The organism is Citricoccus zhacaiensis (assembly GCF_014645315.1).
Classification (GTDB): domain Bacteria; phylum Actinomycetota; class Actinomycetes; order Actinomycetales; family Micrococcaceae; genus Citricoccus; species Citricoccus zhacaiensis.
The window spans coordinates 40524-60594 of sequence record NZ_BMLQ01000010.1 but is presented as its reverse complement, the minus strand read 5'-3'; the positions used below and the strand labels follow the sequence as shown (position 1 = coordinate 60594).

Sequence of the window (20071 nt, the reverse complement as noted above, 5' to 3'; positions counted from 1 at the left end):
GCGTACGATCCTTCGGGCGATCAGTTCAGCTCGGCGAGCTGGTCCTGGGCCGTCTGCGTCTGCTCCTCGGTCAGTCCGATGAACTGGGCGGCCTCGGCGATCTCCGTGGAGTTCTCCACGTAGAAGTCCACGAAGTCCTGGACCTGCGACTTGTCCTGGTAGGAGGCGTTGGCCACGTAGATGAATAGCGGGCGGCCCAGCGGCTGGTAGGACTCGTCCTGGACGGTCTCCTCCGACGGTGTGATGCAACCCTCGCCGCCGTCCACGTCGATCAGCTTCAGCGTGTCGGGGTTCTCCATGGCGTAGGACAGGCCCAGGAAGCCCAGCGCGCCGGCGGAGCCGGACACGCCCTGCACAGTGACATTGTCATCCTCGGACGGGGAGTAGTCGGTCCGGATGGCGCCCTCCTCACCGTTGATGGCTTCGGTGAAGTAGTCGAAGGTGCCCGAGTCGGTGCCGGCACCATAAAGATCCAGCGGCTCATCCGGGAATGACGGGTCCACGTCGGACCAGGACATGACCTCGCCCTCGGACTCCGGGCCCCAGATGGTCTGCAGCTGCTCGACAGTCAGGCACTGAGCCCAGTCGTTGGCCGGGTTAGCAACCACGGACAGACCATCATTGGCCATGATGACCTCGGTGTACTCGATCCCGTTGGACTCGCACTGTGCCATCTCCTCCTCGTCAATGGGACGGGAAGCGTTCGAGATGTCAGTCTCGCCGGCGCAGAACTTCTGGAAACCACCACCGGTGCCCGAGGTGGCCACCGACACGTTCACCGCATCGTTGCTCGTGCGGTACTGCTCGGCAGCGGCCTCGGACAGCGGGGCAACGGTGGAGGAACCGTCCACCGCCACGTCACCTGAGGTACCACCCTCGGCAGCGGCGGACCCGCCCGCGGCCGGAGAAGTGTCGTCAGCGGAACCGGCATTGCCGCAACCGGTCAGCAACAAAGCGGAGATTCCTAGGACAGCCAGGCCGGTACGGCCCCTGAGAGCATTCTTCACGGAGGAAAGCCTTTCTAGATGCGGGGATGAGACGCAAACGACGCGCCGCATTCATAGAAGGCTGTCTATATGAACGAAAGGTGAACGGGAGTCGCCCATTGAATAGATCATAGATGTTTGTCTATGTATACCCTAGGGCCAGCACGACCCAACTAGTCATCAAGACAGGCATGCCGAGTTCGGTCGACGCAACTCACCGTCCCCTACGCCAAGGTCGAGGACTCAATCCGGCGGCTGCGAGAGCTCGTCGCGGTCGAACGACGCTGCTGCGCGTTCGTGGACTGGGACATCAAGGACGGCCATGACGATCTGCGCCTCATCGCGCGCGGCACGCCAGACACGCAATAACCCTCCCCTCTTGCCTAACACGCCGCCGTAGCGAATGCATCAATGATGCATCTAATGCAATACTTGCCGTGTGGACCCCAATACCGGTGGCGCGACCGCCCTTCGACTGCTCGGCAACGTGCGTGCGCTGGACGAAAAGCAGTTCGTCTACGAGGCGATGCTCACCGGCTGGAGCGATCAGCAGTCCAGCCGCGGACTGGCCACACCAACGATCCGCAACAGGATTCTGGCCATCAGGCGGTTCGAGAGCTTCACGGAGAGGTACCCGTGGGAATGGGCCCCGGTCGACGTCGAGGACTACACGACTCGTGCAAAGTCAAAGGCGCGCCCCGCGGCGAAATCGACTATCCGTGCGTTCCAGACGATCATCCGTCTCTTTTGCGACTACCTCTGCGACGGACGCTACGAGTGGGCTCGCGAGTGTGAGCGACGCTTCGCGTCGGCTCCCCAACAGATCTGCCACGTGTGGAACACCACCGCGCACCTGGTGGACTATGAGGGACGCGCGCAGAGACGGGCACTCACCTACGACGAGCTCGAGCAGTTCTTCACCGCAGCGGACGCCCGAGTCGAGTCCATCCTCGCCCAGGGCCGCAAGGGCGCTCTGGCGGCCCTGCGCGATGCGCAGATCTTCAAGACGATCTACGCCTATGGGCTGCGTCGGGCGGAGGCGGTCGGCCTCGACGTGGCAGACCTGCGACCCAACGGAGCCGCACCCAGATTCGGGCGCTTCGGCGCCGTCGAGGCCAGGTGGGGCAAGGGCACGCGGGGATCCGGGCCGCGCCGGCGCTCAGTCCTCACCGTTCCCGAGCTCGGTTGGGTGACCGAGGGGCTGGCGCAGTGGGTAGACCAGGCCCGCCCCCGCTGCACCGACGAGCCAACCGGGAAGCTCTGGCCCACGGAGCGGGGAAGCCGTGTCAGTCTCCGATACATCGACCTGCGGTTCGCGACGATCCGCGACCAGCTGGGGCTGCCCTCGGAGCTCAGCGTGCACGCACTGCGCCACACTTACGTCACCAATCTCATCGAGTGGGGCTACTCCGAGAAGTTCGTCCAGGACCAGGTCGGCCACGCGTACGCGTCGACCACCGCGATCTACACCTCGGTCGGCGACGACTACAAGACACGCATGGTCACTCGAGCACTGTCCCGAATCTACGGAGGAAACGATGCCCACAACCGCTGACGACAACCCCATCACCTGGCAGCTCCGACAAGTCATGGCCGCCGCCGGGATGTTCCAAACCACCGACCTCATCGAACCGCTCCGAGAACAGGGCGTGCAGCTGTCCCGTGAGCAGATCTATCGCCTCGTATCCAAGACCCCGGAGCGCCTGAACGTCGAGGTCCTCGCCGCCTTGTGCCGAATCCTCGACTGCACACCCAACGACCTCATCGAGGTGGCCCCGGCCGCATCCTGCGGAAACCGCCGAGCAGCAGGCGAGCCGCGGAGCGCCGGTCCCGCCATCGGCGCACTGCGACCGATCCCCGCGAAACTGCACCGCCTGACCGACTGACCCGACCGCAACAAAGATGAGCACCACGTGGAAGCCCCAGTGCGACTCATGCCGCCGGCATGTCGAGGCCCGGTACGAAATCCTCGAACAACGAATCTGCAATGCCTGCTACACCAGGCTCCGCTGGAACGCCTCGGCGTGCCCGGCCTGCGCACAGACCAAGGTCCTGGCGTTCCGGTCACCAGATGGCCTCGTCGTGTGCGCTGCGTGCGCCGGCGTTCCCTCGAGGTTCGGATGCGCCACCTGCGGCAGCGAACAGCACCTCACCGGCTCGCACTGCGGGCGATGCCGCCTGGAGGACCGGTTAGGCGATGTCCTCTCCGACACCACAGGCCAGATCCACCCGGAACTCGCTCCCCTCCGCGAGCATCTCCTCACCGCCCGGGACCCCCGCTCGGCCACTCGATGGCTGCGCCACGAACCCATCGACCGCACTCTCCGCGACATGGCCCAGGGCAAGAAGCCAGTCAGCCACCACACCCTCAACGAGCTTCCGCAATCCACCCGCGTCCGATACTTCCGGCACATGCTGATCAGCTCGGGAACACTCCCCAACATCGACGTCCGATTGAACGACCTGGAGCTACGCACGAAGGCTCTCACAGGAAGCATTCCACCTGCCCATGCCGCCATCATTACCCGGTACTTCAACTGGGAAATCCTCCGAAGGCTGCGGCGACGAACAGGCGGCCAGCCCATCAGCGCGGGCGTCGTCAACACCCGCACCGCCGAGATCCGCAAGATCGTCGCGTTTCTCACCTGGCTCGACAACCACGGGCAACCCCTCGCTTCGCTCGAACAAGTCACCCTCGACCACTACCTGTCCCGGCACGACCGACACAAAACACTCGCGAGCTTCCTCAACTGGGCCGTGCGGAACCGGATCACGACCCGGCTCCGCGTGCCCCGAAAGCAGCCCTCCCCGCCTCCGGCCCCCATTCCCGAAGACGTGGTCTGGGACAAGGTCGACGGACTTCTGAACGACGAATCCACACCGTTGCCGAGCCGCATCATCGGCCTGCTCCTGCTGGTGTTCGCTCAACCGATCCGAGACTCCGTTCGCCTGCGACTCGAGGACATCCACCGCAACGGAGAGGTCTTCTCGCTCAAGTTCGGCAGCACACCGATCGAGCTTCCTGCGCCCATCACCGATCTCCTTCGAAGACATCTCGACGAGACGCGTGCCCGGCAGCCATACGTTGGAGAGCCGTCCGGATGGCTCTTTGATGGCACGATGCCCCACCAGCACACGAGCGAGGGCGGTGTCGCCCTTCACCTGGCCAGACAGGGTATTAATGCCCGAGAAATGAAGCGCGCCCGACTTGATCAGCTCGCTCAAGTACTCCCAGCGAGCATCGTAGCGGACGTCACGGGCGTCGCCGTAGAGACAGCACTACGACATGCCATCGACACCAGTGCCAACTGGGGCATCTACCCGGAGCTGCGAGCAAGCGAACACGGGCAATTAAACGCAAACGAATAATTCCGTTTCCCGACACCCTCGGCGACCTGGTAGCAGACGCCGGTGCGGTCGAGCCCGAGGAAGAGCTGGTACTCCGTCCGAAATGGAACGTTGCACCGACCAGCGAGGTTCCCATCGTCCTAGAACGGGCCGCCGAGGCACAGACACGCAGGGAGATCCACGTGGCCCGGTGGGGCCTGGTCCCACCGTGGGCCAAGGACATCGCCGTCGGCTCGAGAGCCTTCAACGCCCGCTCGGAAACCGTCTCCACGAAACCAACCTTTCGCGCGGCCGTGAAGGCCAGACGATGCGCAGTCCCGGTCGATGGGTACTACGAATGGCTCAAACCGACCGCCGATGCGCCCAAGGGCACACCGAAGCGGCCCTTCTTCGTTCGCCCCGCCGACGGCTCGCCGATCTACTTCGCCGGGCTCTACGAATGGTGGAAAGACCCAGCAGCCGCGGAGGACGATGAGGGCCGGTGGCTCCTGAGCTGCACAATCCTCACCGGCCCCTCCCCCGAGGCCGGCACCGACGAGCCGACCTTGGAGCAACTGGCCGGCCTGCACGACCGCCTACCCCTGCCCATGGACCGGGACACCATGGACACCTGGCTGAAGCCCGAGAAGCTAGCGTCCGCAGACGAGGCCGAAACACTGGTCGAGGAGGTCCGGAACCAGGCCTACCGGACCGCCTCAACATGGACCCTGACCGAGGTCGGGACCGCCGTAGGCAACGTGCGCAACAACGGGCCGGAGTTGATCCAGACCGTGCAGGGTTCCTAGGCGGAATACTGACACACGTACAGCCCGACGCTTGCGTGCGCCGGCAGCGTGCGTCTTGGACCATGGGGGACGGTACCGGCTTGGCCCTGGGGTGCATCCAGTGGTGCCGAATCAAGGGGCCCGGCGGTGGGTACCCGCGGAGGGGTGCTGTCCTGATCCTGCTGAGCCGATGGGGGCGGGTGCCGTTTCGACTTTTGCCCTTTCCCGTATCCGGTCAGGGCCTCCGGTTGTTGTCCCGTGTCGTTCGATCCCGGGTCTCCGGCCGGCTCCTCGACGCGGGGAGCCTGGTACGGGTTCGGGTGACCTCGTCAGCGCCAGGGACGGGCGCAGTTCCGGCGCGGAGAGCTTCGAGCGCGTCGCGCAGGTAGGGCAGGGCGTATTCGACGTACCCTCGCCCGGCCGGGTGAATCAATTCATCGTGGATCAACCGTTCACGGTAGACCGACTGATACCGCCGGTCTTCTCCCATGCGGGCGGCGATGTCCGCGACGCGGGAGGGGCCGGTGTCCTCGAGCATGGCGTTGAGGTAGTCGAGTTTCCTGCCGCTGATTTCTCGGAGCGCGGGCCGGTGAACGTTCTTGACCATCTCGCGGATGACCTCGGTGCGGATCTGTTCGATGTCGCCGATCTCGATGGTGTCGGCGTTGCCGGCGTGGGTCCAGGCGCGGGCCCCGACGAGCTGGATGAGGTACGGGTAGCCCTGAGAGACCTCGCCGGCGCGCACTGCGGCTTCGGGAGTGATGGTCTTGGGAGTATCGGCCACCGTTTGACGAATGGTTTCGGCGGCAGTTCCGACAGGGACGCTGCCGAGCTCTACGCGGTGGGCTCGGCGCAGGAAGGTGGTCTTGTCGTTCTCCAGGAGGTCATCGAGGCCTGCACGGATGCCGGCGGCGACGAACCCGACCTGATGCCCACGACGGGTGAGGTCCTGAACATGCTGGGTGACCTCATGCAGTTGCGCCGGGTCGACGGACTGCAGCTCATCCAGGGTGATCAGCAGACCTCCCCCGGTGGCGTCCAGGATGCCGGCGAGCCGGTCGAGGAGGCGGCCGACGGGTAAGGCTTCGCCGTCGTAGCGTTCCACGACGTCCCGCTGGGCAGAGACCCCGGAGAGTCCCGCGCCAGTCAGTCGGGACCGCTCAGCCTGAGGGTCACTCTCCCGCAGATGCTCGACGATCTCGGCCCGCAGTTCGGCCACGAGCGAGCTGGAGGCGGTGTGCAGAGTGATACACGTCCACCCTGCATCGGCGGCGACCGCCTCGAACTCGGTGAGCAGCACGGTTTTGCCTGCTCCGCGAGCTCCGGAGATCAGGACATTGCGTTGACCGGGCAATTCGCCGGCCACGGCCTGTTCGAACTCGCGGATGACGCTGGCCCGACCAGCAAGAATGGCTGGGCTCTGCCCGAAACCGGGGGTAAACGGATTAGTGACTCTTGCCATGAGGTGCCCTCGTCATGTTAGACCTTGTTAGACATTCTCAGCGTGTTAGACAGCGTTAGTCAATCCTAAGCACCGTCCAAGTTATCCTCCGGCGACCGGACGGCGACCTCAGCCTCTCCCTGCTTGAGGTCTCACATCGGCGCAGGTGACCAGCCGAGGCGTTGTGTGTCCATTACCTTGTAACTGACAAACTCTGTGAGTTCCGGACTCTGTGAGCCACGATCGCGACGGAGTGGACTGCGCATAGCGCGCTTCGCACCCCCTTTTGAGCGGCCGACTTTCTGCCCCAGGAGCCTTGTCAAGAAGAGAACGGCCGACCTCGGCGCACCATGCCCGGCATCTGCGTGAAAGGTTCCCCGTCGTTGTAGGCGGCCTCCAAGCGGAGGGTTTCGCGCTCCACCGCACGGGCGATGAAGTCCGACCAGCTGGTCGCTCCGGTGACCGGAATGGTGTGCACGTAAGCCGCTCGAGCACGCAGACGCTGCTCGTTGTCCTGGTAGAACGTCACCTTCCGCGGCTTCTCCTCCGCTGTCTCAGACACCGCAGTCGGTGCCGGTGTCGACTGCTGGTCCTGTGTCGGCGGCGGCATCAGAGTCGGCTCCGGGGTCGCAGGGGGTGCTAACGGGGCGGGCTCGACAGGTGCCGGCTGCACCGAGTCAGGTGCTGCCGGCGTCTTCGCAGTCTTGTCCGTCACCACCGGCGCAGGTGCATTCGATGCCTCTTCGGCGGCCGCTGACTCCCCCGCAACCAGGTCGTTGACCACGGAGGTGGAGCGGGCCTTCTTCAGGCCGACGCGGCGCAGTGATTTGAGGGCGTTGGCGCCGTCCTCTCCCCCGCTGCCTCTCGACACGTTGTCTGACCGGCTCACGAGTTGCTCCCCTCCCAGATACGACGGGCTACCAGTTTCATGGGCTCAAGCGAGGTGTTGGCTGATCTGCCGTAGCTCATCAGCGGGCGAGCCTCGGCATGGGCCAGCGCGAAAGCCTCACGGGCCGGCAGCGAGGGTTCGACCACGGCGTCGCCGTAGGTGTTCCTAATCTTCAGCGCCCAGTTCTCTTGGTCGCGCAGTCCTCGACGGAGGCGATTCAGAACGATGCCGGCCACCTGAAGGTTCTCATTGAACGCTTCCGAGACCTCGACCATGGTCTTGGCGATCTCACCGATGCCTTCGAAGGAGGAGGCTCGCGGCTCGGTGACCAGGATGGACCAGTCGGCCGCGGTCAAAGCGTTGACCGTGAGCATGCCCAGCGACGGCGGGGCGTCGATGATGACGATGTCGTACAGCTCCGAGACCCCGGACAGGGCCGAGCGCAGTCGGAACTCCCGGGCCAGCATCTGGTCCCGTTCCCGGGCTGCCAGGTGCCGTTCGGCAGCGATGACGTGGGGTGCGGCTTTGCCGATTTGCCAGGCCTCCCCGGCTTCGGTGATGGCGTCTGCTGCGGCACCGGCCGGGACGCGGAAGTTGTTGTCCGGGTCGCCGTAGATCACGTCGTTGAGGGTGAACTCCGGGTCAGTGACGGCCAGAGCACTGGTGGCGTTGCGTTGCGGGTCGGCGTCAATGAGGAGCACCTTCTTGCCCTCATGCAGGGCGTAGACCTCGGCCAAGCCGACGGCCACGGTGGTCTTGCCCACGCCGCCCTTCTGGTTGCACACGGCGATCACTCGGCTCACGCGGTGCCTCCACTCCTGCTGGTAGGTCCCCGGCGCGGGCAGCTGGAGGCAGGGGGCAGGCACTGCAGAACAATGCCGCTCCCCGGTCGTCCGGCTACGACGGGGCAAGATCGGCTGGCCCGAGACCGGCACCGCGGCTGCGGCCCGATCGTCCACGAGCGCGATCCTGTCACAGGCTAACCTGAAGCCCCGGGCGAACACCCTCACGAAACGCCGACATTGACGGTATCAACGCCATGGCCAGCAGTAACAGTCAGACAAGCTTGGCTGGTTATGCTGGTATTACTGTTTGTTATTCTGGCCAGTGCTCGCCTCGTGATCGGGCAGGTTAGCTTGACCATCATTGCTGGCATTGCTGGCATTGCCATCTTCACTCGCCGAAGACTGATGGCAAGCCCCCTCCCCAACCGGCCTTGCCGGTTGTGCCATCAATGCTGGTTTCACCATCACGCATCTCCATAATGCTGGCATTATCGGCCTTGATGCTAAAACTCCCTAGGGATCATGAGTCGCTTGCTTGCCGCTTTAACCGGAGAAAAGGACGCTGGTTCCGCGCAAAGCGCCTTGCCAGCATTACCGGTCTTACCAAGTGAAATAGCTCTTTTGCTGGCACTACCAGTGAGCTCTGCACAGATGCCCCTCGACGGCATAATTCCCGCAGGCCGCTCCAATATCGCCAGTGATACTGGTATTGCTGTTTGAGCCAGTCGTGCCGTCAATGACGGCTTACCAGTGGAGCCAGCAAAGCCAGCAGTGCCCCTTCACTGTCGAAGAGAGCACAGCGAACGTGACCCGTTAGACCGTCAACCCCGGGATGGCCGGTTATGCCAGCATTACCGCTCGGCATTCACGGCTGTTGTCGACGTACCCCGATGAGCGATGCGCGGTCCACGGCGATTCTCATCGCGTCGGCGAACCATCATGGCGGCGGTCGGCAGCCCTCCGACCGGCATGGCGCAGACGAACCCGGAGGCTTGAGCGACCTCGGTGCCGGGTTGACGGGATGAAGCCCACAGTGCACGCAGAGCACGTGGGGACGGGCACGCTCCAGCGCACAACGCCACCGGCTTGGGCGGTCGCCTCCCGTCCCCTGCTCGTTGCATCCCGGCCGCGAGGTCCGACACAAAACGGCAGACCCACGGGGCGGACCCCAGGACGCCAGTGGGGGCGGTAATGCTGGCAATGCCATTAGTGCTGGAACAACCGTCGTCGTTGACCCTGAGGCTGGCAAAGCCCGCACTCCCAGCAATACCAGCATTGCCAGCGAGGTGCCCCCAGGTACCGGGTGAAGTTCGGGCGGGCTTCCGCACACATGGCAGTCGGACCAACCCGTACGCAGGAGCTCAGCATGACGATCACCGCCAATCCAGCACCAGTCGACCTCAGCGCCATGGTGTCAGCACTCATTGATGACCGAGGCGAATGCCCCACGGCTTTCGATGTGGAAGCCATTGTGTCTATGGCCTTCTTCGCCGACTGCCTCCGGTGAGGCGACACCGGTCGTGGGCATCGGGCTCTTCGACAGCATCGTGCAAGCCAGCCGTGTTCTCGAGCGGGGGAGCGTGGATCGGGGACTCGCCGACTCCATTGCCAGCTCGACCGGTAATGCTGGCATGACCTCCACCCTCAGCAACCGGGTGCCGGGGGAAGGCGAGGTTCCGCTGTGAACTGCATCCTCTTCGGAGATGTCGAAGTCACGCCGGTCCCGCAGGACGCGACCCTGCGCACAGTCGGCACCAACGCGTTGGCTGCCGTGGGTCTTGGGCTTGGGTACCAGCCGGCCGATGCCCAGGAGGACTAGGCGGCGTAGGCGCATTTATTAGTGGGTGACTGGTCACGTTGACGTGCTGAGAGCGCGACACGCACTGAAGCCCTGACCGATGCGCAGTGGGCACTGCTGCGCCACAAGGGCGTCCAGGCGGTCATCCCGCAGAGGGTCGACCTCTACCCAACCGGCCCCGCCGCGTGGCCAGGGGCGACCGACCGGTCTGTGTCGACACCGAGGCCTACAGACGGCGCAACGTCGTGGAAGGTTCCTTCAACGTGTTCAAGCAGTGGCGGGGTTTGGCCACCCGGTACGACAAGCTCACCCTGACTTGCCGCGGCGGTGTCATGCTGCCCGCCATCACCATCAGAATCAAAGCACTGGTAGACATCCCCCGATGGGAATCAGGTCTGCCACATTCACCGCGGCTCGGCCGACGAAAGTTGCAGGGTATCCGTGACGTCGACCCACCGCACCACATCAAACACACTCCTGGTCAACAGACACCTCATCGTTCGGGGAGAACGCGACGCTGCTAGCGCGCCGCAATCGCCGCGACTATGGCGCCCAGGGAGGGCACCGTAATAGCAAGAAGCAATAGGCCCAGACGGAGCAGAACCGATAGATGAGGGGTTCGGATTACTTTAAGGACGGCCCAGAGCAGAAGAGCAAGGTAAGCGACCGCGGCCAGGGTAGGCGCGGTCCACGCCTCGGGCCTGAGGACTGGGTTGTTGGTCATGCCCCCGTCCTCTCAACAACTCGGTCATCGACACCCAGCCGCTGTTTGCACCGGTCGCCAATCTGGGAGACAGGTTCTAGGGTCTGCAGCTGTACCCAGGCGGTAGCCTCAGCCGGGTACGAGGGTTGACTCCCATGGGTCCGGTGGCGGTTCGACCAACTCCCACAGCAGGGAGGCGTGCCCCAGGTCGTCGATGTACCCGGCGGACTGCGCTGCGGCACGTGCCGCCAGCCAGCTGTGCCAGACGGCGCGCTCGGCCCTGTACCGGGCGACCTGCTGGGAAACCTGCTCGAGGACGCCGAGTTGCTCGGCCAACGCCTCCAGGTTTGCGTCACTGGCAGTGGGGGAGAGGCTCCAGAGTCCGGCGGAGCCGGTGCACAGCCGCCATGACGCCAGCACGTTCAGCGCATCGTTGACCGCGGTCCGCGACAGCCCAGACTCCTGGACAAGGGTCTTCACCGGCACAGAGGTACCCAGCATCTCCAGGGCCTCGAACACCAGGGCCTCAGGCATCCCCAGTGACCGAAACACCGGGCGCAGGGCATGGATCTTCCCCGGCCGCCAAGACCGTGCAGCAGCGGCCTGTTCTAGGTGGTCAGGTACGACCAGCCGGTAGGTGTCTGCCTCCGTGCCGTGACCCTTCTGGATGAGCGCAAGCAACGGCTCCGGGTCCTGGACCAGTTCGCGGAGATGGCGAGAGACCGTGCTGGCATCACTGCCGATGGCCACGGCCAGGGCACGGACCCCGAAAGCGACCACGACATCGCCGGTCTTCATGCAGGCTTCCGCCACGGCCCGGAGCAGCAGGCGCTTGGTGAGCGAATTGCGGTCACTACCCATCCGGGTATCCACGACCTTTAGGGCGTTCAGCCAGGTCCGTACCTGCTGGGAGGCAGATATTGAGGGCCCCCCCTGTGTAGAAGGCTGGCTTGTGTTGGATTTACGGACAGGGCTTTGGGTTGCGAATCTTTGGGCCTCAACCCAGTCCCGTCGCAGCGCTGCCTGCCGGTGGGTGGGGGAGTAGCGCGAGTAGAACTGGGCCAGGCCGGGCCACACGCCGTTGAGGATCCTGGCCTGGATGTCGACGAGGCCCAGTCCGGACCCCGCGGCGTTGACCAGGACGGCCTGCCGTGCCTCGGAGGCCGAGGCGTACCGCGTGTGGTTCCACGTCCCGTCGGTGGCTGTGCGCAGCATCTCCGTGGACATGGTCCGGCCCGAGACGGCCACTGGGCCGGACGCGTCGGCTGAGACCACCCCATCCGGCTCGGCTTCCTCGTACCGGTGGGCCCGGACCATGGCCCGGTGCTCAGACAGCTCCTCCCAGAGCCGGTCGAAGGCATCCTGACCGTTGCGGTGGGTGGCGACGGCCACCGCGTCCTCCAGGCCCATCTCCAGCTGCTGGTGGCCGCCGGCACGGTGAACCGACCCGGGGGTGCGGATGCATCCGCTGATGATGGACCGGTGCGGTGAAGGGTCCAGGGTGGGGCAGGCGATCGCCAGGGCCTCGACCAGCTCACGGGCCACATGGAAGGGCACGGGCTCGCGTAGTGGCACGTAGACGTGGCGCCCACCGGAAGGTGACCGGTCGCGGATCCAGGAGGCGCCGGCGGCGTGCAAGAGGCCCGTGGTCGTATGCACGTCTGACAGGACGGCAGGCTCCCCACCGGTGGCGGGTTTGGCGTCGAAGTCCAGGCACAGGGTCCGGCACATCCCGTCACGGGTGTGAATAAGGACGGCTGCTGGACGGACGGGTGGCTTGGCCAGGATCTCCTGCAGGTCGACCTCGGACCGGGCCGGGTAGTTGCGTCCGCCGTCTCGGGAGACGCGGACGCGGTCGCGGCCGCCGAGTGCGGGGGCTAGGGCTCGCCAGATGGCACCGTGGTCGGTTCGACGCGCGGGGGTGCGTGATGCTGGCAGTCCCTCTTCAGGCTGCGTTACGATGGCGATGTTCCTTCCGGGAACGTCAAAGTACCGGTACCCACCGTGGTGTGAGAGTCAGGTGGGCCGGTCAGTTGGCTAAGTGCATATCGAAGTAGTGATGGAGCCTTGGGCTCTACCTCCTTCTGGTCGGCGGCCCTTGCAGGGGCCTTCGGTCTACTGACGTATCGGATTGCAGTCCGTTCCGTCGAGGTGAGGTGTAGTTACACGATGTCCGGTTTTCCGGCGGGCCCCGGCAACGGCCCCTGGTGTCCGGCTTCTTGATGGGCCCGCTTCTGCGGGCCCATCTTTTTGTCCGGAGTGGCTACGCGATCCATTGCCCCTCCTGGGTGAGGTTCGCGGCGATCAACCGCTCCACGTACTCAGACACGGTGAGGTTCGACTGCTCGGCTTTCGACTTCAGTCGTGGCTGCAAGTCCGCGGGGATGCGTGTCCCCACGAAGGCCCGGTCGCCTTTGGAATCGGACCGTCGTGTCGTGGCTCGAGCCGTCGAACCGTTGCCGGAGGTGGTGACGGATTGCTTCATCGCGTCGCTCCTTCCATGTCTGACTGGTGGTTGATGCCTTCGAAGTTACCACCGTGTGATTCACCTCTGTGCCAGTGCCCATGCCGCATCTTTCCGCCCCAGCACTGGGATGGGCTGCCCATCGCCGAGCGCTTTGTTGCCGGCTCCGGCCTGGCTCGAACCGACCGGCAATGCCTCCAGAAACGGCTATGGCGTCAGTGCTGTCATTCCCGTCATTGCCATTCATGCCAGCATTACCGGCTATGCCGCCAGCGTAGAGATTCTTGATGTGGGGGAGCATCCTGTTACAGGCTAATACTTGCCTCACGTGGCTGTGTGGAAGACGCCGTTGATGGCAATGCCAGCATTGCTGTGCCGCGGTAGATCTGCAGCCGGTTCCGGGCACGCCAGCATTACCGCTCTGCTCCTGCCCAGGGCCGGATACGCGCCTGGACCAGGGGAGTGGTCGGCAGCCCGGGCCGGGATGTGGCCCGTGTGCCTCAAGATCAGCCAGAGATTTTTTCTCAGCCGCTGGCGTGTTGGGCGTGTCGTGCTCTCAGCGGCAGTCCGACCAGGCGTCACCGCAGCGGGGCCGGCAAGATCAGGGTGAGGTTGCGGCCGGTGGAGTCGATGGTCTCGCGCTGCCGGAACTTCGCCGGACTCGAGATCCCGGCCCTCTCCATGGGGTCGCCCAGGACGTCCGAGACGTTGCCGCGGCGCAGCCAGTGCGGGGTGGCTGCCAGCATGGAGGAGGCCTGCACCATGGCGTCCACATCGTGGGCAGGTGCCAGGTCGATCCCGGCCAGACTGGCCGGCTGCCAGCGGTCGGCTCCGGCACCGGCGGGAAACCAGCAGGTGGTGTCTATGAAGCGTTTGGCGACCTGGTGGCGGGCCGGGAGGTCCCAGTAGTGGGCCGCCGTCCGGCGCCGGTGCTGGCCAGTAGGTCCGGTGTGGAGTATTTCTCCCCGTACACGGTGCTGCGAGCACGGGAGCGTAGTTTCCGAAGTAGCCACCTGTCCGTGGGACGACGGGGTTAGTAGCTGTAGTCATGAATTTTGTTCTCCTCGGTGAACTCGAAGTAATACCTGCGGGGTTGTGTTCCCGGTTCTTCGGGGATGTCGCTGCCGTCGGGGGCGTTCCAGGTCCAAGTTGCGGTCACGGAAACGCCGGTCTCGCTGGATTCGGTGGCGTAGTTGAGCTCGACGTTGGGCACGGAGGTGGCTCCGCGTTCTGCGGCTTCGAGCCATTCGACTCCTGTGGCAGGCCGCTCGGGGGCAATGACGGCCGCGGCGCGCTCCTTGGTCATCAGGGTCCGTGCGCGCAGTTCGGCGGCGGTGCGGTTGAGGTCCTCGTCCGGCGTCCAGGTTGTCATGATGCGCGCGGCTTCCAGCGCTATCTGTTGGCGATCGCTGATGTCGTCTGCAACAGAATCATCTGGTGCGCCGGTGCTGGTAGCGGCGGAGGTTGGGGCGGTGGTGGGTGCGGGTGCTTCGCGGTTCCACGGTTGAGTGAAGGCCAGTGCCACTCCGACGCCGACCAGGACGGCGACGGCTGTGATGGCAATGTAGGTCAGAATCCGGGTGCGGTTCATAGTGGGATGCCCATCTGGATCAGGATCGGATAGGGGTCCAGGGCGTGGTCGTAGGTGGGCCGAGTGTCGTCGGCTTCGGGTGCGTTGATCTGGAAGTGCAGGTGCGCCCGTGCTGAGTTGCCCGAGCTGCCTTCCACACATAGCGGAGTCCCGGTGGCGACGGTGTCGCCTCGGCCCACTTGGAGGGTGTCAGGGGTGCAGTGGTGGAACTGGAAGACCAGCCCTGGGTCGTCGGTCATCCGGCCGACGACGTAGTGGCCCTGGTACTGGTTGACCCCGGCGTCGGTCACGCGAAGGTCGGTAGGGGCCACAACGGTGGCCCCGCCGCCGGTGGAGAAGTCCAGGCCGCGGTGAGTGGAGACGAACTCGTTGCACTGGACCCCCGCTACACAGCCGCGATACCCAAAGCGACTAGTCAGGACGCCACCGGGTAGGGGATGAGTCCATTCTCCGGTGCCGAGGTCGCCGATGACGGATCCGCCCGGAGGGGCGCAGTCGGCGGAGTAGTCCAGCTGGGCCAGATCGTTGATCTTACGAACGTAGGCCTGGGTCTCCGGGAACGGCGGGATGCCGCCGTGTTGGAGCACGGCGCCTGGGCCGGCGTTGTAGGCGGCCAGGGTCAGGTCGATCCTCTCAGCCTCGGTGGTGCCGAGGTCCTGGACGTCTGCGCGGATGGCCTTCATATACCGCCCTAGGGCAGCGATGCCGGCCTTCGCATCGAAGGGATCGGCACCTTGGCCGTACTCGGCCCAAGTGGCTGGCATGAACTGCGCGATGCCTCTGGCTCCCACGGGGGACTTGGCCTGGGGGTTCCAGGTCGATTCAGACTGGATCTGGGCGGCGACCAGCGCCGCCGGGACCCCGGCTTCGGTGGCGGCTGCACTGACGTCTTCGCGGTACTGCTCAGGGATGCCAGCAGTGCTGCCACCGGCCGGAACGCACCCGGTGTGAGCGGCGGGAGCGGGCTTGTCCAACTTCATGAGTATCACCGGGATGAGGATCAGCAGCCCCACGACGGCGGCTGCTGCGCCCATCTGTAGCAGGCTGCGAGAGTTGTCCACGGCGGCTTGTTCCTTAGAAGCCCTGGGCCACGGCGGCGGCGGCCGCCAGCCACGCCCGCTGGGTCCCCGGGAGCAGGGCGTCGTAGCGGATTACCCCACGCACCAGGGCCGGGTCATAGGGCACACGGATTACTGAACGGACCAGGGGTGCGAAGCCGTCGGCGATGCGTTGGGCTTCGGCGCGGGCCTTCTTTAATGCGTCCCCGCCCAGTCCTCGGCCGGCGTCGGTGGACTCGGAGACGATGACCACGGCATTGCGGGCCAGTTCTGCGTCGTGGCCGCCTCGGGCTTCGAGGGTCTGCAGGGTCAGTAGGGCTGCCTCGGCGCGGTCTTCCATCGCGGTGACTGGGACGACGAGCTGGTCGGTGTGGTCGATCATTCGTCGCCAGTTGGCTGAGCGTGCGGTGTTGCCTGAGTCCATGATGATCATCCGGTAGAACCGGGACGCGACTTGGTGGGCGAGGTCGACTTCCTCGGCGGTGACCTCGTGGTCGCCCTCGTCGTTTTCATCGGAGCGCAGGACGTCGTACTTGTCGGCCGGCTGGTGGTGGACGAAGTGAGCCAGGTCTGCAGTGGAGGTGGTTGGGGAGAGCAGCCGAGTCGATGAATCCACCAGGTCCAGCACACTAGCGGCGTGAGGGCCCTGTTCGGTGCGCCAGCCCAGGGTGCCCTGGGACTCGTTGTTGTCCCAGGCGAGCACGGGCCCGCCGCCGTAGCGGGCCAGCACGGCGGAGAGCAGGGCCACGGTGGGGGTCTTGTTCGCGCCGCCCTTGCGGTTGACCACGGCCACGGTGCGTGGGCCAGGCCAGTGCTGGGACACGGTGCTCACATCTTGGCGTTCGGCCATCTCGGCCTCCGAGGGAGGGATGCGCAGGCCTAGGGTGTTCAGGGCGGCCCGCCAGCCCCGAGAGGCCGGCTCGGTGGCCTGATCTGGGACCAGGAAGGTGGTGTCGCGCAGGCTACGCCGAGTCGGAACCACTGTGGTGGTCGGCTGGGGCGCAGCACCGGCCGGGTCGGACGTGACCGGCGCCGGGCCAGTGGTGGTGCCGTTGGTGATGAGGGGGTTGGGCCGGGACGGTGGGGTCGCCGGGGTGGCAGGGACCGTGACTACAGTCGGTTCGGCCTCTGGTGCGGGCTGCTCCGCGGGAGTGATGTCGGTGGTGTTCGCGTCGTTGGTGGCCACGGGCGAGGGTGCGGGCGGCTGGTCGAGGGGGGTGACGGTGCCGGTGGGGTCCACGGCAATCCAGGTCGGCGGGGTGTCGTCGGTCTGGGCGATTAGTCGGGTGCCGTCGCGGCGGGCCCGGCGCACCAGGTGTTCGATCACCGCGTCGATGAGCTGCTCACCGGCTGCGCAGGTGACTTCTGTCGTCTCCGTGTCGGTTGTCAGGCTCGCTCGGGTGGGGGAGTCCATCTGGATGCGGATCATCACTTCTCCTTCGTGTCGTCAGCCCGGCCGCTGGTTAGGGCGTCGGCTGGTTCGGAGCGGTAGAGCACGGTGTTCTCAAGAGTTTCCGCGACGATGTAGGCCGCGTCGGCCTCCACCAAGTCCGGGGCCGGGTCCTCGTCGGTGAAGGTCTCCCATGGCAGAGGTGCCGAGGTCAGGGAAGACAGGTCGAGGCTGGCCGGGGCGGTGCGGCCGGCCATTCCATAGGCGGTGGTGCCGTCAAGGGTGGAGGTTTCGAAGCTGTGTAGCGGACGCAGTACCGCCCCTTCACCCCAGGTCAAGGAGAGGGTGTCGAAGGCGGCAGTGCGCCCTTCGGCGTCGACGATGGGTTGTTGTTGGCGTTGGTCGGGGGGCTGCGGGACCTCTGCGGTGGCCAGGGTGGCACCGTCTTGGATCTGGATGATGGCCATGGGGGTGGACGAGTCCTTGGTCTTCCAGCCCAGCAGGGCGTGGTCAGCGTCGAGCATCCACGACGCCACAGGTGCGCCACTGGAGCCGGTCGGCGCGGTGAGGGGGACCCGTCCAGCCACGGTTCCGTCTGCGTTGACGGTGTGGAGGCTGTCTTCGGTGGCGGTGATGATTTGGTTGTCGCCGGTGACGGTTAGGGCGCGGGACCCGGCGGGGATGACCACATCGGTGAGACCGTTGCCCGGTGTGGGGATACCGACGATCCAGTGCTCTTTGGCGACCAGGGGTCGTGCCCCTCGCACTTCCACCCGCCAGCCCTGGTCCACCGGAATGGTCGCGGCCGGGACGGTCGAGCCATCCTCGGGCGTACGTAGGTCCCACACGCGCAGCTCGTTGCCTGCTTGGGCCACCAGAGAAGGGGTGCCGGCCCAATCGGTGTGCACAGCGGCGGTGAGGTCTTTCGGGGCAGAGGTGCCGCGCCAGACCGGCTGACCGGTCTCTGGGTCCCGAGCTGTCAGGGTGCCGTCGGGATCGGCGGAGAGAATGTGCCCGGCGTCCAAGGCCGTGACATCGGAGTTCTCGGCCACCGGAACGGACCAGGCCGAGCGTCCGGAGAACGCCTCGGGCAGGGCGACGGGGATCTGCTGGTCTGCACCAGGAACGACCCATTGTTCCGGAGCGCTCTCGCCGGTGACGGACAGGGCCACGGCGGTGCCCAGACCGCCGAGGGCGAGCACTCCCAGGGTGCTGGCCCCGAGGAGCAGCCAACGGCGGCGCGGCCACCGCTGGGGCTGATCGGCGGCGGGGTCGGTGACGGTGGCGTCGTGTGCGTCCCCGGTGGCGGTGACCACCATGTCCCAGGCCTCATCGGTGGGGGAGAGCACCCGCACCCGTACAGCATCCAAGCACAGGCGCTGGACTTCGCGCACCACGGCAGCGATAGCCGCCTGCCGGTAGCCCTCACCAGGGACGGGCTCGACGGGGACCCCGTTCAGCTCGGACCGTTCGGTTCCCTCATCCAGCCAGAGGGTCAGCACCGGAAAGACCGGCACGGTCTCTAGGTTGAACCCTGTCTCTGCGGTCTCGTCCACTACACCCCCGAGGTGGAAACGTCAGTCGTCGATCTCGTCCGCTCTCAGCAGCCACTCCCGGAAGTGCTCGCGTCGCACGCGGCGCAACCGCGGTCCCACCGAGATCGTCGGCAGCCCTTGCTCTTTCATCCACCGCAGGACAGTGCCCTGGGACACCCGCATCAGCGTGCAGATGTCATCGGTGGTGAGCAGGTCAGGCTGCCCCTCCAGAAGTGAATCGACCGCCGTGGCATCGTTCATCATCACGCTCCATTGTCCTCACGAACGCATTGCATTCGTCAAGCGCAAGACACGCAATATGGACAAAAGTCCATATTGACGCATCTGACGCAGGGTGTTTATGTTGACTGTATTGGCCAATCACATGCTAAGGGGATGAGCAGACGTGGCCCAACGGGGGAACCCTCTTGTCGTCGTGCCCGGGGACTCCTCGCAGAGTCTGTCTGAGAACGACGGCGGTCTCGACACCGCGGCGCTGTATTACGGGCCGCCCTCGCCCGAGGAGATCACCGTCGCCGCCGATCCGGAGGCCGCGCCGTGGCCGCAGACGACCGTGACGGACTTTCGTCAGGTGACCGTCTTTGGTTTGCATGGGGGAGCGGGGGCCACCACGGTCGCTTCCCTGTTTGGGGACGACGCTGTCGATGCCGGTACCGGTTGGCCGGTCGCTGGCGGGTGGGCCCGCCCCCTGCCGACCTTGCAGGTGTTGGCCGTAGCCCGGACTCACTACGCCGGCCTGGCCGCCGCCGAGGCGTTCACCCATCAATGGGCCGCCGGCCAGTTGCCTTCCTCGACCCTGTTGGGGCTGCTTCTTGTCGATGACGGCCCCACCCTGGCCGACGGCCAAAAGAAGGCCGTCAAGAGACTGGCGCGCAAGGTTCCCCGCGGCGCTCACCTGCCGTGGATCGAGGCCTGGCGGCACCTGCCGCCGGACCCCGGGCGACTGCCACGCAGGCTTACCAAGATCATCCACGCCTTCCGCACCCCTAGATAAGGAGACCCACCCATGCTGATGGACCTGATGGCCACCGCCTCGACCTTCGCCAGCGTCATCCCGAACCCGACCCCGGAGCAGCCTCCAGGCACCGAGGGCATCACGACCCTACTGAACTGGATCGCCTGGATCGTCATCATCATCGGCGTGGCCGGATTCCTGGCTTCGGCCGGCTCGCTGGTGTTCGCCGCCTTCACCGGTCGGGAGATTCAAGGCCTCAAGGGTCTTGCCATCGCGATCATCGTCTGCGGACTGGCCACTGGCGCCGGCGCGATCATGGCCGTCTTCGTCTAACGCAAGCAGG

At 65.6% G+C, this 20071-nt stretch carries 19 protein-coding genes; 7 read left to right on the top strand and 12 right to left on the bottom strand.

Annotated elements, in window-relative coordinates; translation table 11 throughout:
* Positions 1–20: 20 nt before the first annotated feature.
* Positions 21–1007: a PstS family phosphate ABC transporter substrate-binding protein gene (locus IEX49_RS14655; protein WP_229672761.1), complete on the bottom strand. Its 987-nt coding sequence runs from the start codon at positions 1005–1007 to the stop codon at positions 21–23.
* Positions 1008–1425: 418 nt separating this feature from the next.
* Between IEX49_RS14655 and IEX49_RS14650 the strand changes: the two genes are divergently transcribed.
* The 4 genes from IEX49_RS14650 to IEX49_RS14635 all read left to right on the top strand — a co-directional run bounded on the left by IEX49_RS14650 (position 1426) and on the right by IEX49_RS14635 (position 5119).
* Positions 1426–2541, top strand: coding sequence for a tyrosine-type recombinase/integrase (locus IEX49_RS14650; protein WP_229672759.1), 1116 nt, complete (start codon positions 1426–1428; stop codon positions 2539–2541).
* The gene (locus IEX49_RS14645; RefSeq protein ID WP_159554250.1) at positions 2525–2872 is read left to right on the top strand and encodes a helix-turn-helix domain-containing protein; all 348 of its coding nucleotides are present in this window, start codon (positions 2525–2527) and stop codon (positions 2870–2872) included. Before IEX49_RS14650 ends, IEX49_RS14645 begins: the two co-directional genes overlap by 17 nt.
* Positions 2873–3317: 445 nt before the next feature.
* Positions 3318–4355 (top strand): site-specific integrase, encoded by a 1038-nt coding sequence (locus tag IEX49_RS14640; RefSeq protein WP_159554252.1) that lies wholly within the window; start codon positions 3318–3320, stop codon positions 4353–4355.
* The gene (locus IEX49_RS14635) at positions 4337–5119 is read left to right on the top strand and encodes an SOS response-associated peptidase (RefSeq protein ID WP_308421956.1); all 783 of its coding nucleotides are present in this window, start codon (positions 4337–4339) and stop codon (positions 5117–5119) included. Before IEX49_RS14640 ends, IEX49_RS14635 begins: the two co-directional genes overlap by 19 nt.
* Before the next feature lie 214 nt (positions 5120–5333).
* On the opposite strand, the gene IEX49_RS14630 is transcribed toward IEX49_RS14635, so the two are convergent.
* From IEX49_RS14630 to IEX49_RS14620, 3 genes are all read right to left on the bottom strand, one after another.
* On the bottom strand, positions 5334–6560 hold the full coding sequence (locus tag IEX49_RS14630) for an ATP-binding protein (protein WP_159554254.1): 1227 nt from the start codon (positions 6558–6560) through the stop codon (positions 5334–5336).
* A gap of 298 nt (positions 6561–6858) precedes the next feature.
* A complete protein-coding gene (locus IEX49_RS14625) occupies positions 6859–7428 on the bottom strand; it encodes a ParB family protein (protein WP_159554256.1) in 570 nt (189 codons plus the stop codon).
* Positions 7425–8231: a ParA family protein gene (locus IEX49_RS14620; protein ID WP_159554258.1), complete on the bottom strand. Its 807-nt coding sequence runs from the start codon at positions 8229–8231 to the stop codon at positions 7425–7427. The genes IEX49_RS14625 and IEX49_RS14620 overlap by 4 nt, the downstream gene beginning before the upstream one ends.
* 1348 nt (positions 8232–9579) lie before the next feature.
* On the opposite strand from IEX49_RS14620, the gene IEX49_RS14615 reads away from it, so the two are divergent.
* Entirely contained in the window at positions 9580–9720 is a 141-nt protein-coding gene (locus IEX49_RS14615; RefSeq protein ID WP_159554260.1) for a hypothetical protein, read from the top strand.
* Positions 9721–10843: 1123 nt separating this feature from the next.
* On the opposite strand, the gene IEX49_RS14605 is transcribed toward IEX49_RS14615, so the two are convergent.
* The 8 genes from IEX49_RS14605 to IEX49_RS14570 form a co-directional block, all read right to left on the bottom strand.
* A complete protein-coding gene (locus IEX49_RS14605) occupies positions 10844–12445 on the bottom strand; it encodes a MarR family transcriptional regulator (protein WP_188806894.1) in 1602 nt (533 codons plus the stop codon).
* A 532-nt stretch (positions 12446–12977) separates the two neighbouring features.
* Positions 12978–13199, bottom strand: coding sequence for a hypothetical protein (locus IEX49_RS14600; protein WP_159554266.1), 222 nt, complete (start codon positions 13197–13199; stop codon positions 12978–12980).
* A 557-nt stretch (positions 13200–13756) separates the two neighbouring features.
* A complete protein-coding gene (locus IEX49_RS14595) occupies positions 13757–13942 on the bottom strand; it encodes a hypothetical protein (protein WP_188806893.1) in 186 nt (61 codons plus the stop codon).
* A gap of 269 nt (positions 13943–14211) precedes the next feature.
* A complete protein-coding gene (locus IEX49_RS14590; protein ID WP_159554270.1) occupies positions 14212–14769 on the bottom strand; it encodes a hypothetical protein in 558 nt (185 codons plus the stop codon).
* Positions 14766–15803 (bottom strand): transglycosylase SLT domain-containing protein, encoded by a 1038-nt coding sequence (locus IEX49_RS14585; protein ID WP_188806892.1) that lies wholly within the window; start codon positions 15801–15803, stop codon positions 14766–14768. The genes IEX49_RS14590 and IEX49_RS14585 overlap by 4 nt, the downstream gene beginning before the upstream one ends.
* Before the next feature lie 40 nt (positions 15804–15843).
* The gene (locus IEX49_RS14580) at positions 15844–17256 is read right to left on the bottom strand and encodes a MinD/ParA family ATP-binding protein (protein WP_229672758.1); all 1413 of its coding nucleotides are present in this window, start codon (positions 17254–17256) and stop codon (positions 15844–15846) included.
* Positions 17256–18734 (bottom strand): PQQ-binding-like beta-propeller repeat protein, encoded by a 1479-nt coding sequence (locus tag IEX49_RS14575; protein ID WP_188806891.1) that lies wholly within the window; start codon positions 18732–18734, stop codon positions 17256–17258. Before IEX49_RS14575 ends, IEX49_RS14580 begins: the two co-directional genes overlap by 1 nt.
* Before the next feature lie 60 nt (positions 18735–18794).
* On the bottom strand, positions 18795–19016 hold the full coding sequence (locus IEX49_RS14570) for a helix-turn-helix domain-containing protein (protein WP_188806890.1): 222 nt from the start codon (positions 19014–19016) through the stop codon (positions 18795–18797).
* A gap of 172 nt (positions 19017–19188) precedes the next feature.
* Between IEX49_RS14570 and IEX49_RS14565 the strand changes: the two genes are divergently transcribed.
* Positions 19189–19767 carry a DUF6668 family protein gene (locus tag IEX49_RS14565; RefSeq protein ID WP_188806889.1) on the top strand — a complete coding sequence of 193 codons (579 nt, stop codon included), beginning with the start codon at positions 19189–19191 and terminating at the stop codon, positions 19765–19767.
* Between the two features lie 12 nt (positions 19768–19779).
* Positions 19780–20061, top strand: a complete 282-nt coding sequence (locus tag IEX49_RS14560; RefSeq protein ID WP_188806888.1) for a hypothetical protein — start codon at positions 19780–19782, stop codon at positions 20059–20061.
* Positions 20062–20071: the final 10 nt, after the last annotated feature.